Raw genomic sequence first — 17,687 nt, 5'->3', positions numbered from 1 at the left:
TTATGCCCCTTGCGCCACGAAACGCGCAATAACGTCGCCCATTTCACTGGTACCGATCGCGTTGCTGGCACTTGCCAGATCGGCGGTGCGGTAGCCCTCAGCCAGCGCAGTATTGACGGCTTTTTCGATCGCCTCTGCGGCATCATCCGCACCCAGGCTGTAACGCAGCAGCAGCGCCAGCGACAGAATCTGCGCGATCGGATTGGCAATGTCTTTACCTGCGATATCCGGTGCTGAACCGCCAGCAGGCTCGTACAGACCGAAGCCTTGCTCGTTCAGGCTTGCGGAAGGCAGCATGCCCATTGAACCGGTAATCATGGCGCACTCGTCGGACAGAATGTCACCGAACAGGTTAGAGCACAGCATCACGTCAAACTGCGACGGATCTTTAATTAACTGCATTGTCGCGTTATCGATATACAGATGCGACAGCTTCACATCCGGGTAGGCTTTGGCGACTTCCGTGACGATCTCGCGCCACAGAATAGAGCTTTGCAGTACGTTGGCTTTATCGATGGAAGTGACGATGCTGCGACGTTTACGTGCGGATTCAAACGCGATATGTGCGATGCGCTCAATCTCGAAACGGTGATACACCTCAGTATCGAAAGCGCGCTCATACTGACCGCTACCTTCACGCCCTTTCGGCTGACCAAAGTAGATCCCCCCCGTCAGTTCGCGGACGCACAGGATATCAAAGCCTTTCGCGGCGATGTCGCTACGCAGCGGGCAAAACGCTTCCAGTCCTTGATACAGGCGTGCAGGACGCAGGTTACTGAACAGTTTGAAGTGCTTACGCAGAGGCAATAACGCACCGCGCTCCGGTTGTTCTGCCGGTGGCAGGTGTTCCCATTTCGGGCCACCAACGGAACCAAACAGAATCGCATCGGCCTGCTCACAACCCGCAACGGTCGCCTGCGGCAACGGTGTGCCCTGACGGTCAATGGCGATACCGCCAACGTCGTATTCACTGGTGGTAATACGGATACCAAAACGCTGACGTACCGCATCCAGTACTTTGTGGGCCTGTGCCATTACTTCTGGGCCAATGCCGTCTCCGGGTAAAACGGCGATATGGTAGCTCTTTGTCATCACACTGTTTCCTGACTGTTTTGTTGTTTGCTATCGTTTTGTTGTTGGTTATTGTGCTGTTGCAGACGTTGAATTTCTTTTTCTACCTGTTGAGCACGTTTGATGTTGTTTAATACATTTACCATTGCCTGCGCGGAAGATTCAACGATATCCGTTGCCAGACCGACGCCGTGGAAACGACGACCCTGATAATCCGCGACGATATCAACCTGACCCAGCGCATCACGCCCCTGACCTTTGGCCGTCAGTTGGTATTTAACCAGCGAAACCTGATAACCCGTAATGCGGTTGATCGCCTGATACACGGCATCTACCGGACCATTACCCGTTGCGGCTTCTGACTGGGTTTCTTCACCACAGGTCAGCTTGACTGAAGCGGTTGCCATCACGCTGGAGCCAGACTGAACGCTGAAATAGTCCAAACTGTAGAATTCAGGTTCTTCCTGCTGACGGCTGATAAAGGCCAGCGCTTCCAGATCGTAATCAAACACCTGACCTTTTTTATCCGCCAGTTTCAGGAAAGCGGAGTACAAATCGTCCAGATTGTAATCGCTGTCCTGATAGCCCATCTCTTCCATGCGGTGTTTCACCGCTGCGCGGCCAGAACGGGAAGTCAGGTTCAACTGCACTTCTTTCAGGCCGATGGATTCCGGCGTCATGATTTCGTAGTTTTCACGATTTTTCAGCACGCCATCCTGATGAATGCCTGAAGAGTGGGCGAAGGCGTTGGCACCGACGACCGCTTTGTTGGCAGGGATAGGCATGTTGCAAATCTGGCTGACCAGTTGGCTGGTGCGGTAGATTTCCTGATGATTGATGTTGGTGTGGACATTCAGGAGATTATGGCGGGTTTTGATCGCCATGATCACTTCTTCCAGCGAACAGTTACCCGCACGCTCACCGATACCGTTCAATGTACCTTCTACCTGACGTGCGCCTGCGTGAACCGCTGCCATCGCATTGCCGACAGCCAAACCCAGATCGTCGTGAGTGTGAACAGAAATGATGGCTTTATCGATATTGGGAACATGTTGGTACAGAGAGGCGATGATATTGCCGAACTCATGCGGCATGGTGTAGCCGACGGTGTCTGGGATATTGATGGTGCGAGCACCGGCGTTGATGGCGGCTTCAACCACGCGACACAGGTCTGGGATTGGCGTGCGACCGGCATCTTCGCAGGAGAATTCGACGTCATCTGTGTAGTTACGTGCGCGTTTGATCATGTAAATCGCACGTTCGATCACTTCATCCAGCGTGCTGCGCAGCTTGGTGGCGATGTGCATCGGTGAGGTCGCGATAAAGGTGTGAATACGGAAAGCTTCTGCGACACGCAGCGCTTCTGCGGCGACATCGATGTCTTTCTCAACACAGCGGGTCAGGCCGCACACACGACTATTTTTGATGTTGCGGGCAATGGTCTGAACGGATTCGAAGTCGCCGGGAGAGGACACCGGAAAGCCGACTTCCATAACATCAACGCCCATACGCTCCAGGGCAAAGGCAATTTGCAGCTTTTCTTTTACGCTCAAACTCGCCTGTAAAGCCTGTTCACCATCGCGTAATGTGGTATCAAAAATAATGACTTGCTCGCTCATCGTTTAGTTCCTTGTCGTGTCTACTTGTACTTGGCGCTCGGCGAGTAAAAAAAAACCCGCGCATCAGCGCGGGTTTTTGTATCGTGTGGCGAGAAACTTAGTTCTTAACTCTGCCCACAAACCTACCGCGCAAGAAGGATGCGTTTAGTAGTAGGCCTAGTAGGAAAGTAAAATTGAACATGGGGTCTCGTCATCCAAAATTCGGTATTGCAATATTGGTACGCGATTATCAGGGTTATGTCAACGTTTGATTGATGTGACGTGCGTCAAGTAAACCAGCGATAGCCAGCGGCGAATGAACGAAAGATCGTTGCGGTTTTGAACAATGGCGGTAGACTGCACGCCAAATAATGTACAGCTGTACGCTGAAATGCTGTCGAATTCATTTCCCTTATAAATTCTTTTACAGATGACTAATCATTTACAGCCATACCATGTGGTGCACCGGGTTCAAGATCGGATCAATCACTGCGCAGGTCGTATTGCGTTGCGCGAGTGGACGCCTGCGGGCGAGCAGCAACTTACCTGGACACAGGCAGGACAGCGCATTCAGCGCATTGCCAGCGCGCTTTTAGCGCAGGGCGTGGATGTTCAGGAACGGGTTGCGATTTTCTCTCATAATTCAATGAACTGGTCGCTGGCCGATCTGGCACTGTTGCATCTGCGTGCGATCAGCGTGCCAATTTATGCCACGAATACGGCGGCACAAGCGGCGTTCATTATCAATGATGCGGATATCCGCACGATATTCGTCGGCGGTCAGGAACAGTTGGATGCGCTGCTGGCGCTGCGCGATACCTGTCCACAGCTGCGCAATATTATCGTGATGGATGAGGGGGTTAACCTGCGCGGTAGTGACATTGTGCAATCCCTGCGCGAGTTTGAAGCGCAGGCGGTAGACGATTTCTGGCGTGGGGAATGGCAACAGCGCATCGACAGTCGCGATCTCAACGATCTGTTTACGCTGATTTATACCTCTGGCACCACGGGTGAACCGAAAGGCGTCATGCTGGATTACACCAGCATGGCGATGCAGCTAAAGCTGCACGACGATCGTCTGGATATGTCAGAAAATGACGTATCGCTCTGTTTCTTGCCGCTTTCTCACGTATTTGAGCGCGCATGGAGTTTTGTCATCATGCACCGTGGCGCGCAGAACGTGTATCTCAGCGATACCAATCTGGTGCGTGCCGCGATGCAGGCAGTGAAGCCGACCGTGATGTGCGCCGTACCGCGTTTTTATGAGAAAGTTTACAGCGCGATCCATGAAAAAGTGGCGCAGGCACCGTGGTATCGCCAGCGTCTATTTAACTGGGCTATTGCGCAGGGGCAACACGCTTTTCTGGCGAGCCAGGCTGCGAAGAAGGGCGGTCTTTTCCGCCACGTGATGCATCGCTATGCAGACCGACTGGTGTTAGGGAAACTGCGCCAACTGCTGGGGGGCGAGATTCGCTTTATGCCAGCTGCGGGCGCGCGACTGGATGACAACATCATTCTGTTTTTCAGGTCGATCGGGATTCGCATCATCTATGGCTACGGCATGACTGAAACCTGCGCGACGGTTTCCTGCTGGGAAGAGAACCGCTTCCGCTTAGGCTCTATTGGCACGCCGCTACCGGGCATTGAGGTCCGCATTGGCGAGGAAAAAGAGATCCAAGTGCGCGGGGCGACCATCATGCGAGGGTATTTCCATCGCCCACAAGAAACCGCAGACGCTTTTACCGAAGACGGCTGGTTGAAAACGGGTGATGCGGGAGAGCTGGATGCCAATGGTAACCTGTTTATTACCGAGCGCTTGAAAGATCTGATGAAAACCTCGGGCGGTAAATATATCGCACCGCAGCATCTGGAAGGGACGCTGGGGCAGGATCGTTTTATCGAACAGGTTGCGATTATTGCGGACACGCGTAAGTACGTGTCTGCGCTGATTGTTCCCTGTTTCGAGGCGCTGGAAGAATACGCTCACTCTATTAATCTGAAGTACCACGATCGTCTGGAACTGCTGCGCCACAGCCATATTATTGAGCTGTTCGAGCAGCGTCTGCGGGAAATGCAGAAGGAGCTTTCCCGCGTTGAGCAGGTGAAGAAATTCACGCTACTTCCTGTGCCATTTTCGATGGCCGAAGGGGAACTGACGCCAACGCTCAAGCTGCGCAGGAAGATCATCAATCAGCGTTACCAGTTGGAAATTGATGCGATGTACGCTGAGTCTTGATGCTGTCGTAGGCCGAAAAATGCGTTTCCTGAAAAGAAATGTGGTTTTTCGGCCTCAAGATTTCACTCTGTAATTTACCACCTTCATGGACGATCTCTCAGGTCTACGGGTCCCTGATTAGTATTTTATCTCAGTTCTTTTTTCACTCACGTTCGATTTCCCCTAGGTCTGATTAAGAGCGGTGGTTTTTTGCCGTTTGTCTGCGTCATAATCTGGCGTTATGTTAATGGGTTATTAGTCATCCCTATAATATTTCGTATTCTTGTCTATCCGTCATACTTCAAGTTGCATGTACGTTGGCTGCGCTTAGTCACCCGAATCACTTACTTGAGTAAGCTCATCGGGGTTCCTTCCCTTGCCGCCTGCCTGAAACTCGAATTATTTAGGATATACTAAAATTTAACAGTATTAACACAACGTGAGCGCGGGGATTTCCCCCGGTCAATACAGAAACGGGCTCCGTTTTCTGAACAAAAGAGGCAGATCCATGGAGATGTTGTCAGGCGCCGAAATGGTGGTCCGATCGTTGATCGATCAGGGCGTAAAACATGTGTTCGGTTATCCGGGCGGGGCGGTGTTGGATATTTACGATGCCCTACACACGGTTGGCGGTATCGAGCATATTTTGGTGCGGCATGAGCAAGGCGCAGTACATATGGCCGATGGCTATGCGCGCGCGACGGGTGAGGTCGGTGTTGTGCTGGTTACCTCCGGTCCCGGTGCGACAAATGCCATTACCGGTATTGCTACGGCGTATATGGACTCCATTCCTATGGTGGTGCTGTCCGGTCAGGTTGCCACCTCGCTGATTGGCTACGATTCCTTTCAGGAATGCGACACGGTGGGAATTTCCCGTCCTATTGTGAAGCACAGCTTTCTGGTCAAGAAAGTTGAAGATGTCCCGACGATCCTGAAAAAAGCGTTTTATCTGGCATCAACCGGACGTCCGGGGCCGGTAGTCGTCGATCTACCCAAAGACATCATGAATCCGGCAAATAAACTGCCGTATGTTTATCCCGAAAGCGTCAGCATGCGCTCCTATAGCCCAACGGTTCAAGGGCACAAAGGTCAGATTCGCCGTGCGTTGCAAACCCTGCTGGCGGCAGAAAAGCCGATTATCTACAGCGGTGGCGGCGTGATTAACGCAGAGTGCCACGAAGAACTGCTGACGCTGGCGGAAAAGCTTAATTTGCCAGTGACAACGTCTCTGATGGGGTTGGGCGGCTTCCCTGGAACGCATCGTCAATGCCTCGGCATGCTGGGGATGCACGGGACGTATGAAGCCAACATGGCTATGCATAACGCCGATGTGATTTTTGCCGTTGGGGTGCGCTTCGATGACCGCACGACCAACAATTTGGCGAAGTACTGCCCGAATGCGACGGTATTGCATATTGATATCGATCCCGCGTCGATTTCTAAAACGGTAAACGCAGATATCCCCATCGTGGGCGATGCCAAACAGGTGCTAAGCCTGATGCTGGAGTTGTTGGAACAGGATGGTGCACCGCAGCAGTTTGATGCGCTACGCGACTGGTGGCAGGGTATCGAGCAGTGGCGTGGGCGTCACTGTCTGAAATACGACACTGAAAGCGACAAAATTAAACCGCAGGCGGTGATTGAAACGCTGCATCGGCTGACCGAAGGTAAAGCTTATGTGGCATCGGATGTCGGCCAGCACCAGATGTTTGCTGCGCTGTATTATCCTTTCGATTTACCACGTCGCTGGGTGAACTCTGGTGGGCTGGGCACGATGGGCTTTGGCCTGCCTGCTGCGTTGGGCATTAAGCTTGCGCTGCCGGAAGAAACGGTCATTTGCGTCACGGGCGATGGCAGTATTCAGATGAATATTCAGGAGCTTTCTACGGCACTGCAATATGATCTGCCGGTTGTGGTGATCAACCTGAACAACCGTTTCCTAGGCATGGTGAAGCAGTGGCAGGACATGATCTACTCTGGCCGCCATTCCAGTTCTTATATGGAATCGTTACCGGATTTCGTCAAGCTGGCTGAAGCATATGGTCACGTCGGGATTTCTATCGACACGCCTGACGAACTGGAAAGTAAGCTGTCGCAAGCGCTGGCGCAGAAAGATCGTCTGGTGTTTGTTGATATCAACATCGATAGCAGCGAGCATGTTTACCCCATGCAGATTCGCGGCGGGGCGATGGATGAAATGTGGTTGAGCAAAACGGAGAGAACCTGATCATGCGGCGGATTTTATCAGTATTACTTGAGAATGAATCAGGCGCTTTATCACGTGTCGTCGGTCTGTTTTCACAGCGCGGTTACAACATCGAAAGCCTGACGGTGGCACCAACCGAAGACCCTACGCTATCCCGTATGACTATCCAGACGGTAGGCGATGAGAAGGTGTTGGAACAGATCGAAAAGCAACTGCACAAGCTAGTCGATGTCCTGCGCGTCAGTGAATTGGGGCAGGGTGCGCACGTTGAGCGTGAAATCATGCTGGTGAAGCTACAGGCTACAGGTTATGGCCGTGAAGAAGTGAAACGCTGCGCCGATATTTTCCGCGGCCAGATCGTAGATGTCACCGCCTCGCTGTATACCGTACAGCTTGCTGGCACCAGCGATAAACTGGATGCATTCCTCAGCGCCGTGCGTGAAGTTGCTGAAATTGTTGAAGTGGCGCGTTCAGGCGTTGTCGGCGTATCGCGCGGCGATAAGATAATGCGTTAATCAACTTCGCTGCTTTGTCCTTTAAGAGGCCCGATATCATAGTATCGGGCCTTTTTATTTCCCTTATCTTATATAAACGCAATATATTCAGCTTAAAAGGCGTCCATTATTGATATGGCAGCTTGAAATATGTGGGTAACGTGATAAAAGCAGTTGCCGTACAAAAGCTTCTGCTGTTAGATCTACGCCATATCCATGATGATTTTATGGTCATCACACTATTTATTTAGCCGGCCTACTTATTTTCCGGCCTACTAAGGGGTTACCGTGAAACTGGATGAAATCGCGCGTCTTGCGGGTGTTTCACGCACGACAGCCAGCTATGTCATTAACGGGAAAGCCAAACAATATCGCGTCAGCGATAAGACCGTTGAGAAAGTTATGGCTGTCGTCAGGGAGCACAATTATCATCCCAACGCCGTCGCGGCTGGATTACGTGCCGGACGTACACGTTCAATTGGTCTGGTTATTCCCGATCTGGAAAATACCAGCTATACGCGCATTGCCAATTATCTGGAACGTCAGGCCAGACAGCGCGGATATCAGTTATTAATCGCCTGTTCTGAAGATCAGCCGGATAACGAGATGCGGTGTATTGAGCATCTATTACAGCGGCAAGTTGATGCGATTATCGTTTCTACCGCGCTGCCACCCGAGCACCCGTTTTATCAGCGCTGGATAAACGGCGGCCTGCCGATTATTGCATTAGACCGAGCATTAGATCGCGAGCACTTTACCAGCGTGGTCGGAGCCGACCTTGAAGATGCTGAAATGTTGGCGCAGGAATTGAGGAAGGTGCCAGCTAAATCGGTACTCTACCTTGGCGCGTTACCTGAACTTTCCGTCAGTTTCCTGCGTGAACAGGGGTTCCGTCAGGCATGGTCGGGCGATCCGCGTGAAGTGAATTATCTTTATTCCAATAGCTATGAGCGGGTGGCTGCTGCTGCTGCGTTTATGGATTATTTGAATAATAATCCTATGCCTGATGCGTTGTTCACTACCTCATTCCCACTATTGCAGGGGGTGATGGACGTTAACCTGAAGATTAACGGGCGTTTGCCGAATAATCTGGCTATCGCGACCTTTGGGGATAATGAGCTGTTGGATTATCTGGAATGCCCAGTATTGTCTGTCGCCCAGCGCCATCGTGAAGTTGCAGAGCGTGTGCTAGAGTTGGTGTTGGCCAGTCTGGATGAGCCGAAAAGGCCGAAGCCTGGCTTGAATCGTATTCGACGCAATCTGTACCGTCGTGGCTCATTGAGCCGCGCATAATATCCCTCTTTCTACGCCATAGATTGCTATGGCGCCTCTTCTCTAACCCGATCTCAATCCATTTTTATGGCAGTGCGACCCGGAATAACCGACGGCAATATTCCAGAAAGTAGCCGTACGTTACACCCATCACCATTGATATCACCAGATTACTGGTGACTGCGGTCAAAATTTGTGCCGGGCTTGCCCCGATAACCCAGAGAATCGCAGCATAAACAGGAGATTGAAAACTGACATACGCAAACAGGTCAGCAACGCTGCGCACCAGGAAATAGTCGCCACCGTGACGTTTAGCCATCTTCAACACGCGATCGCGGTAAAGCCCGTATGGCCAGGCAATAGCAATATTGACGGGGATAGATAGCAGACGTGAAGACAGCGACTGCTCGAAGCTCATCCCGGAAAGCATAATTTCAATTGCCATGCCGATGATGAAACAGTAGACAACGAGTGCAAAGGTATCAGCGGTGGCGCTTCGCAATCGTGATGTCGGGGAAAACATACCTAGGTGCTCCATTATTAGGGCGGATAAACTGGTTAAGTCTATTTGTATGGTTTTTTGTCATGACTTATTTTATTTGTGTAGTTTACATCACTGAAGTATTGGCTTGGTATTAGTGAAAAGTTTTTATTTATGTTCATTTTTTATACTTTTCCGCTACTTTATGTCTATCCAATAATTTTCCCGTTTTTTTATCGCGAGATGAAATTTAAAATCATTTAAAAACAATGTGTTAATTTATTTTGGGGCCGTAACGTCCCTGCAACGCGTTAATTGTGTGGAAGCCTTAAAGGAAGTGAAGGAATGACCGATAAACAAAGGTTACTTTTGACGCCCTTGCTTAAGGCTTCTTGGGATGTGCTGGTGTTCATTTTATTCGACGTGCTTCCTGGGCCTGTTTTTCTTTCAATGGGAACCGGTATTCATCGTAGGGAGGCATAAATAAGCGTAAATCGACGGATTAATGCAGAATCGATGGTGTTGATGTTAAAAATGTGACATTGAGCAAATGTTTGCACCCACGCTATGATCCCGCGTGATTCGGTAAGCCTTGACATTCAAGGTGTTCGGCTTAATGAGACAATTCTGAAAGCTTTTATCTTTGGTATCAGGTTGTGACAATAAAAATAATCGATATGTTGAAGTTGGTGGCGATATGTTTGCAATGAACCCTTTTTACTGCAAATTTTCCTCAAATTATCATGATGTTAATCACTGTTAATTCCGACTCCTTATTCTTTTTACCTCTATGCTGGCCCAAATTCATTCAGGAATAATCCCAAAGCGCGTCCGCTCTGGCTTGACAAGGTTTTCATACCCTCCGTACACTCTTAAAGGTGGGATTTTGTGGGGTAAAGTGGTGAAAAAGGTGATGGAGGGGTAACTCAGGTATGTTTCGTGGGGCTACGCTGGTTAACCTCGACAGTAAAGGGCGTCTTGCTGTGCCTACCCGATACCGGGAAATGCTGAACGAGGAATCGCAAGGTCAAATGGTTTGTACCATTGACCTGCATCAGCCATGCCTGCTGCTTTATCCCTTACCTGAATGGGAAATCATTGAACAAAAATTGTCTCGCTTGTCGAGCATGAACCCCGTTGAGCGCCGTGTGCAGCGTTTGTTATTGGGGCATGCCAGCGAGTGTCAAATGGATAGTGCAGGGCGTTTGTTGATTGCGAATACGTTAAGGCAGCATGCGGACCTTAAAAAAGAAGTGATGCTAGTCGGGCAGTTCAACAAGTTTGAGCTGTGGGATGAACAGACTTGGTATCAACAGGTCAAGGATGATATTGACGCTGAACAATCGACTCAGGAGCCTTTGTCTGAGCGGTTGCAGGACCTATCGCTATAGCCATGCTGGAAAATTATAAACATACCACCGTCCTGCTGGATGAGGCCGTAAATGGCCTGAATATTCGCAGCGGCGGCACATACATCGACGGCACATTTGGCCGTGGTGGTCACTCTCGTCTCATTCTTTCCCAACTAGGGCCGGAAGGGCGTCTATTAGCTATTGACCGCGATCCTCAGGCCATTGAAGCAGCCAAGGCGATTAACGATCCGCGTTTCTCCATTATTCATGGGCCGTTCTCTGCTATGGCGGAGTATGTCTCGGAACTCGGGCTTACCGGGCAGATCGACGGTGTTTTGCTCGATCTCGGTGTTTCTTCCCCGCAGCTTGATGACCCTGAGCGTGGGTTCTCATTTATGCGCGATGGCCCGCTGGATATGCGTATGGACCCGACGCGCGGTTTGTCTGCTGCCGAGTGGCTGATGAAAGCGGAAGCTGACGACATTGTCTGGGTCTTGAAAACGTTCGGTGAAGAGCGTTTTGCCAAGCGTATTGCCCGCGCCATTGTGGAACGTAATCGTACTGAGCCGATGACGCGGACAAAAGAACTGGCGGAATTAATTGCTGCTGCTAGCCCGGTTCGGGAAAAACATAAACATCCTGCAACGCGCAGCTTTCAGGCGATTCGCATTTATATCAATAGCGAGCTGGAAGAGATCGAACGTGCGTTAGAAGGTGCGCTGAGCGTACTGGCTCCGCAGGGGCGTCTGTCGGTGATCAGCTTCCACTCGTTAGAAGATCGGATTGTGAAACGGTTTATCCGTCATCAAAGCCGTGGGCCACAGGTGCCTGCCGGCCTGCCGCTAACGGAAGCGCAACTGCGTAGCCAAGGTGGACAGACATTAAAGCCTGTCGGAAAGAAACTGATGCCGTCGGAAGAAGAAGTGGCAGAAAACCCGCGTGCGCGCAGTTCTGTGCTGCGGTTTGCTGAGAGACTGCCGGCATGATCGGTAATGAACGGCATACTCTGGTCGGCGTCATCGGTGAGGATCTGCTACGTAATGCAAAACTCCCGGTGCTGCTGATGGTTGCCGTGTTGGTTTCAGCCGTTTTTGTCGTAACGACGGCGCACCGGACGCGCTTGCTGACAGCAGAGCGCGAACGGCTTCTGCTGGAGCGTGATGCGCTGGATATCGAATGGCGAAATCTGATCCTGGAGGAAAACTCATTAGGGGATCATAGCCGCGTTGAGCGGATCGCGACGGAAAAACTGCAAATGGGGCACGTTGATCCGTCACAGGAAAACATTGTGGTTAAGTAATGAACTAAATAGGCAATCAACTAAGCATGAAAGCAGCCCGTACAGGAAAGTTAAAGCGCCAGGAAGAACAAGCCAGCTTTGTTAGCTGGCGTTTTGCGTTGCTTTGCGGCTGTATCCTGCTTGCGATGGTTGGCTTGATGGCTCGCGCGGCTTATCTTCAGGTGATCAATCCAGACAAACTGGTGCGCGAAGGCGATATGCGTTCCCTACGCGTGCAGGAAGTGCCGACAGCGCGCGGTATGATCAGCGATCGTGCCGGCCGTCCCTTGGCTGTCAGCGTACCAGTGAACGCCGTTTGGGCAGATCCGAAAGAAGTGAACGATCGTGGTGGTATCACGCTGGACACGCGCTGGAAAGCCCTTTCTGACGCGCTCGATATTCCGTTAGATCAGTTAGCAACCAAGATCAATGCTAACCCGAAAGGGCGCTTCGTTTATCTGGCGCGCCAAGTGAATCCGGCTATTGGCGAATACGTTCATAAGCTGAAATTGCCAGGAATTAATCTGCGGCAGGAGTCTCGCCGCTACTATCCTTCAGGGCAAGTGACCTCTCATCTCATCGGATTCACAAATATCGATGGACAAGGCATCGAAGGGGTAGAGAAAAGTTTTGACCGTTGGCTGACCGGGCAACCCGGTGAACGCACCGTGCGAAAAGACCGATTTGGCCGTGTGATTGAAGATATCTCCTCCGTTGACAGCCAGGCAGCACATAATTTGGCGCTCAGTATTGATGAGCGTTTGCAGGCGCTGGTTTACCGTGAACTTAATAACGCAGTGGCCTTTAACAAAGCCGAATCAGGAACGGCCGTACTGGTCGATGTGAATACCGGTGAAGTATTGGCAATGGCGAATAGCCCGTCTTATAACCCGAACAATCTGGCGGGTACGCCGAAAGACATCATGCGTAACCGCGCGATCACCGATATCTTCGAACCAGGGTCTACCGTTAAACCGATGGTGGTCATGACGGCCTTGCAGCGCGGAGTGGTGAAAGAAAATAGCGTACTCAACACACTACCGTATTACGTCAACGGTCATGAGATTAAAGATGTGGCGCGCTACAGCGAATTAACGCTGGCCGGTATTCTTCAAAAATCGAGTAACGTTGGCGTGTCTAAGCTGGCGTTAGCGATGCCTTCCTCTGCGCTGGTCGATACTTACGCCCGCTTTGGATTAGGAAAAGCGACCAATTTGGGGTTGGTCGGAGAAAGCAGTGGCTTATATCCTCAAAAACAACGGTGGTCTGACGTAGAGCGGGCCACCTTTTCTTTCGGCTACGGGCTGATGGTAACCCCGTTACAGTTAGCGCGTGTCTATGCCACGATCGGCAGTTTCGGTATTTACCGTCCGCTGTCGATTACCAAGGTTGATCCCCCCGTGCCTGGCGAGCGCGTCTTCCCTGAAGCGCTCGTGCGTTCCGTGGTGCACATGATGGAAAGCGTTGCTCTGCCCGGCGGTGGCGGTACCAAGGCTGCGATCAAAGGCTACCGTATCGCGATTAAAACCGGTACGGCCAAGAAAGTCGGTCCAGATGGTAAATACATCAACAAATATATTGCCTATACGGCGGGTGTGGCACCAGCCAGTAATCCGCGTTTTGCTCTGGTTGTTGTGATCAACGATCCGCAGGCAGGGAAGTACTACGGCGGCGCGGTTTCTGCGCCAATCTTTGGCGCCATCATGGGGGGCGTTCTGCGTACGATGAATATCGAACCGGATGCGTTGCCAGCGGGCGACAAAAACGAGTTTGTAATTAATAGAGAAGAGGGATCAGGTGGCAGATCGTAATTTGCGCGATTTACTTGCTCCGTGGGTGCAAGACACCCCGGCGTGCGCGCTGCGGGAAATGACATTAGACAGCCGCGTTGCGGCTGCCGGGGATCTGTTTGTCGCGATTGTTGGGCACAAAGCAGATGGACGGCGCTATATTCCGCAGGCAATTGCGCAAGGCGTAGCAGCGATTGTTGCCGAAGCAGAAGGTGAAGCTGCTGACGGTACGGTTCGCGAAATGCACGGTGTGCCAGTGGTCTATCTCAGTAATCTGAACCAGCGGCTTTCCGCACTGGCAGGCCGTTTTTATCAGCAGCCTGCGGAAAAATTACAGCTGATTGGCGTAACGGGAACCAATGGAAAAACAACAACGACTCAGCTTCTTGCTCAGTGGAGCCAGGCGTTAGGCGAAACGAGTGCCGTGATGGGCACCGTAGGCAATGGCCTATTGGGGCGTGCCATTCCGACAGAGAATACGACAGGGTCTGCTGTCGATGTTCAGCAGGTGCTGAGTCAGTTGGTCGAACAAGGCGCGACCTTTGCCGCAATGGAAGTGTCTTCCCACGGGCTGGTACAAAACCGTGTGGCCGCGTTGCCGTTTGCGGCGGCGGTGTTCACCAACTTGAGTCGCGACCATCTTGACTATCATGGTGACATGGAAAGCTATGAAGCGGCCAAGTGGGCGTTGTTCGCTGAGCATCGTGTTGGTCAGATGATTATCAATGCTGATGATGAGGTTGGGCTGCGCTGGCTGGCGAAGCTGCCGGATGCGGTTGCTGTAACGATGGAAAACAATTTGGTCCCCGGCTGCCGTGGGCGCTGGCTGAAAGCGACACAGATTGATTATCACGATAACGGTGCCACGATTGCGTTTGATTCAAGCTGGGGACGTGGCGAAATTGAAAGTCGCCTGATGGGCGCGTTTAACGTCAGCAATATGCTGTTGGCGCTGGCAACATTGCTGTCTCTTGGTTATCCGCTCGACAAACTGGTCATCGCCGGATCGCAACTGCAACCTGTATGTGGGCGCATGGAAGTTTTCCATGCTGAAGGTAAACCCACGGTCGTTGTTGATTATGCTCACACGCCGGATGCGCTGGAAAAAGCGCTTGAAGCGGCGCGTTTGCACTGTCTGGGTAAACTCTGGTGCGTGTTTGGCTGCGGCGGCGATCGCGATAAAGGTAAGCGCCCACTTATGGGCGGCATCGCAGAACAACTGGCCGATCGTGTTGTAGTGACTGATGACAACCCACGCAGTGAAGAACCTCAGGCGATCGTTACTGATATTCTCTCTGGGCTGCTGGATGCCGGGCGGGTTCAGGTAATTCACGGACGTGCTGAAGCGGTCACGAGCGCGATCATGCAGGCGCAGGAAAATGACGTGGTGCTGGTTGCTGGCAAAGGACACGAAGATTACCAACTGGTTGGCAATCAGCGCCTTGATTATTCCGATCGCATCACCGTTGCCCGCCTGCTGGGGGTGATCGCATGATTCGCGTCTCCTTGCAGCAGCTTGCCACGGTGCTGAATGCGCAGCTAATTGGTGAAAACATTGATATTGAAGATGTTTCAACCGATACGCGTAAGCTGACGTCCGGCTGTTTGTTTGTTGCGCTGAAAGGCGAGAAATTCGATGCGCATGATTATGCCGCAGATGCGGTAAAAGGCGGTGCGGCAGCTCTGTTAGTCAGTAAGCACTTACCTATTGATGTGCCGCAGCTGTTGGTACGCGATACGCGTTTGGCATTAGGGCAAGTGGCTGCCTGGGTTCGCCAGCAGTCAGCGGCGCGCGTTGTTGCACTGACCGGTTCTTCTGGCAAAACCTCAGTTAAAGAGATGACAGCGGCGATTCTGCGTCAGTGCGGCTCGGTGCTGTATACCGCGGGTAACTTCAATAACGACATCGGCGTGCCGTTAACGCTACTGCGTCTGACAGCGGAACACCAGTTTGCAGTGATTGAACTCGGGGCGAATCACATTGGTGAGATTGCCTATACCACCGATCTGGTGCGGCCGGAAAGTGCGCTGGTCAATAATCTGGCTGCTGCGCATCTGGAAGGGTTTGGTTCGCTGGCCGGCGTAGCGCAGGCGAAAGGTGAGATTTTTTCTGGTTTGCCAGTAGACGGTGTTGCGATCGTGAATGCGGATAGTAACGATTTCCCGCACTGGCAGGTCACGCTGAATCATAAAACCGTTTGGCGATTCTCGCCGCAGGCTGCTTGCGATATCGATTTTTTTGCCAGCGATATCGCCGTTTTAGCGCAAGGTACGCGTTTCACGCTGCATACACCGTTTGGTGAAACGCCGGTTCTGCTGCCTTTGCCCGGTCGACATAATGTGTCGAACGCGTTGGCGGCAGCTGCGCTGGCGATGTCCGTCGGGGCGACCTTGGAAGCTGTTAAAGCAGGATTGTCTCAACTTCAGGCGGTGCCGGGGCGATTGTTTCCGATTACTTTGTCTGAAGGCAAGCTGCTGCTGGATGACAGCTACAACGCAAATGTGGGCTCGATGACGGCAGCTGCCCAGGTACTGGCGGAGATGCCAGGCTACCGCGTGATGGTCGTTGGTGATATGGGCGAGCTGGGAGAGGAAGCCCCTGAGTGTCACCGTCAGGTGGGCGAAGCGGCGCGTGCTGCGGGCATCGATCGCGTATTGAGTGTGGGAACATTGAGTGAATTGATCGGCACTGCCAGCGGCAATGGTGAGCATTTTCACGATAAAGCCGCGCTGGTTTCACGTTTGAAGGTGCTGATGTCAGAACATAACGTCATCAGCGTATTGGTCAAAGGCTCACGCAGTGCTGCGATGGAGCAGGTTGTACATGCATTACAGGAGAATGCGCAATGTTAGTATGGCTGGCCGAACATTTGGCCAAACTTTATACCGGTTTTAACGTCTTTTCTTATTTGACGTTCCGCGCCATTGTCAGCCTGCTGACCGCATTGGTTATCTCCTTATGGATGGGGCCGCATATGATCGCCTGGTTGCAGCGTTTGCAGATTGGGCAGGTTGTGCGTAATGAAGGGCCGGAATCGCATTTTAGCAAACGCGGAACCCCAACAATGGGGGGCGTGATGATTCTGGTGGCGATTATCGTTTCCGTTTTGATGTGGGCGAATCTGTCTAACCCTTATGTCTGGTGCGTACTGCTGGTGTTAGCGGGCTATGGTGCCGTCGGTTTTGTTGATGACTACCGCAAAGTGGTTCGTAAGGATACCAAGGGGTTGATTGCTCGCTGGAAATATTTCTGGCAGTCCGTGATTGCACTCGTGGTGGCTTTCACCATGTACTCCATCGGCAAAGATACGCCGGCTACGCAACTGGTTGTGCCGTTTTTCAAAGACGTGATGCCGCAATTGGGTCTGCTCTATGTCGCGTTGGCCTATTTTGTCATTGTCGGCACTAGCAACGCGGTAAACCTGACTGACGGCCTGGATGGCTTGGCAATCATGCCGACCGTGTTTGTTGCTGCGGGTTTTGCGCTGGTGGCATGGGCAACAGGGAACATGAATTTTGCCGGCTATCTGCATATCCCGTATATCCGTCATGCCAGTGAATTGGTGATTGTCTGTACCGCGATTGTGGGGGCTGGGCTCGGCTTCCTGTGGTTTAACACTTATCCGGCGCAGGTCTTCATGGGAGACGTAGGTTCGCTGGCACTGGGCGGCGCACTGGGGACTATCGCGGTACTGTTACGTCAGGAGTTTTTGTTAGTGATTATGGGCGGTGTCTTCGTAGTCGAAACGCTGTCGGTGATTCTGCAAGTCGGGTCCTTTAAGTTGCGCGGGCAGCGGATTTTCCGCATGGCGCCGATTCATCATCATTATGAACTTAAGGGCTGGCCGGAACCGCGCGTGATTGTGCGCTTCTGGATTATTTCGTTGATGCTGGTGCTGATTGGCCTGGCAACGCTGAAGGTACGATAA

General features: G+C 51.9%; 15 protein-coding genes. 12 read left to right on the top strand and 3 right to left on the bottom strand.

Annotated elements, in window-relative coordinates; translation table 11 throughout:
- Positions 1-1,092: a 3-isopropylmalate dehydrogenase gene (leuB, locus tag EDI29_RS05435; RefSeq protein ID WP_011095330.1), complete on the bottom strand. Its 1,092-nt coding sequence runs from the start codon at positions 1,090-1,092 to the stop codon at positions 1-3.
- The gene (leuA, locus tag EDI29_RS05430) at positions 1,092-2,690 is read right to left on the bottom strand and encodes a 2-isopropylmalate synthase (protein WP_137740062.1); all 1,599 of its coding nucleotides are present in this window, start codon (positions 2,688-2,690) and stop codon (positions 1,092-1,094) included. The genes leuB and leuA overlap by 1 nt, the downstream gene beginning before the upstream one ends.
- 409 nt (positions 2,691-3,099) lie before the next feature.
- Here leuA and EDI29_RS05425 point away from each other — a divergent pair, with 409 nt between their 5' ends.
- The 4 genes from EDI29_RS05425 (at position 3,100) to cra (ending at position 8,877) form a co-directional block, all read left to right on the top strand.
- The gene (locus EDI29_RS05425; RefSeq protein WP_137740061.1) at positions 3,100-4,905 is read left to right on the top strand and encodes an AMP-dependent synthetase/ligase; all 1,806 of its coding nucleotides are present in this window, start codon (positions 3,100-3,102) and stop codon (positions 4,903-4,905) included.
- A gap of 487 nt (positions 4,906-5,392) precedes the next feature.
- Complete coding sequence (gene ilvI / locus EDI29_RS05420) at positions 5,393-7,111, top strand: acetolactate synthase 3 large subunit (protein WP_107171039.1); 1,719 nt, start codon at positions 5,393-5,395, stop codon at positions 7,109-7,111.
- A gap of 2 nt (positions 7,112-7,113) precedes the next feature.
- Positions 7,114-7,605, top strand: coding sequence for an acetolactate synthase small subunit (gene ilvN / locus EDI29_RS05415; RefSeq protein ID WP_165800684.1), 492 nt, complete (start codon positions 7,114-7,116; stop codon positions 7,603-7,605).
- A 267-nt stretch (positions 7,606-7,872) separates the two neighbouring features.
- Positions 7,873-8,877: a catabolite repressor/activator gene (gene cra, locus EDI29_RS05410; protein ID WP_137740060.1), complete on the top strand. Its 1,005-nt coding sequence runs from the start codon at positions 7,873-7,875 to the stop codon at positions 8,875-8,877.
- Between the two features lie 64 nt (positions 8,878-8,941).
- Here cra and EDI29_RS05405 read toward each other — a convergent pair whose 3' ends face one another.
- Entirely contained in the window at positions 8,942-9,379 is a 438-nt protein-coding gene (locus tag EDI29_RS05405) for an L-alanine exporter AlaE (RefSeq protein ID WP_137740059.1), read from the bottom strand.
- Positions 9,380-9,682: 303 nt separating this feature from the next.
- Between EDI29_RS05405 and EDI29_RS22710 the strand changes: the two genes are divergently transcribed.
- The 8 genes from EDI29_RS22710 (at position 9,683) to mraY (ending at position 17,687) form a co-directional block, all read left to right on the top strand.
- The gene (locus EDI29_RS22710; protein WP_167494481.1) at positions 9,683-9,820 is read left to right on the top strand and encodes a hypothetical protein; all 138 of its coding nucleotides are present in this window, start codon (positions 9,683-9,685) and stop codon (positions 9,818-9,820) included.
- 449 nt (positions 9,821-10,269) lie between these two features.
- Positions 10,270-10,728 carry a division/cell wall cluster transcriptional repressor MraZ gene (gene mraZ, locus EDI29_RS05400; protein WP_107171042.1) on the top strand — a complete coding sequence of 153 codons (459 nt, stop codon included), beginning with the start codon at positions 10,270-10,272 and terminating at the stop codon, positions 10,726-10,728.
- Positions 10,729-10,730: 2 nt separating this feature from the next.
- On the top strand, positions 10,731-11,675 hold the full coding sequence (gene rsmH / locus EDI29_RS05395; protein WP_137740058.1) for a 16S rRNA (cytosine(1402)-N(4))-methyltransferase RsmH: 945 nt from the start codon (positions 10,731-10,733) through the stop codon (positions 11,673-11,675).
- Entirely contained in the window at positions 11,672-11,989 is a 318-nt protein-coding gene (gene ftsL, locus EDI29_RS05390) for a cell division protein FtsL (protein WP_137740057.1), read from the top strand. Before rsmH ends, ftsL begins: the two co-directional genes overlap by 4 nt.
- A 26-nt stretch (positions 11,990-12,015) precedes the next feature.
- Positions 12,016-13,779, top strand: a complete 1,764-nt coding sequence (locus EDI29_RS05385; RefSeq protein ID WP_107171045.1) for a peptidoglycan glycosyltransferase FtsI — start codon at positions 12,016-12,018, stop codon at positions 13,777-13,779.
- The gene (gene murE / locus EDI29_RS05380) at positions 13,766-15,253 is read left to right on the top strand and encodes a UDP-N-acetylmuramoyl-L-alanyl-D-glutamate--2,6-diaminopimelate ligase (RefSeq protein ID WP_137740056.1); all 1,488 of its coding nucleotides are present in this window, start codon (positions 13,766-13,768) and stop codon (positions 15,251-15,253) included. The genes EDI29_RS05385 and murE overlap by 14 nt, the downstream gene beginning before the upstream one ends.
- Positions 15,250-16,611 carry a UDP-N-acetylmuramoyl-tripeptide--D-alanyl-D-alanine ligase gene (gene murF / locus EDI29_RS05375; protein WP_137740055.1) on the top strand — a complete coding sequence of 454 codons (1,362 nt, stop codon included), beginning with the start codon at positions 15,250-15,252 and terminating at the stop codon, positions 16,609-16,611. Before murE ends, murF begins: the two co-directional genes overlap by 4 nt.
- Positions 16,605-17,687: a phospho-N-acetylmuramoyl-pentapeptide-transferase gene (gene mraY, locus EDI29_RS05370; protein ID WP_010298023.1), complete on the top strand. Its 1,083-nt coding sequence runs from the start codon at positions 16,605-16,607 to the stop codon at positions 17,685-17,687. Before murF ends, mraY begins: the two co-directional genes overlap by 7 nt.

The sequence above is a fragment of the Pectobacterium polonicum genome, assembly GCF_005497185.1.
GTDB lineage: Bacteria > Pseudomonadota > Gammaproteobacteria > Enterobacterales > Enterobacteriaceae > Pectobacterium > Pectobacterium polonicum.
This window is presented reverse-complemented; position numbering and strand designations above follow the sequence as displayed.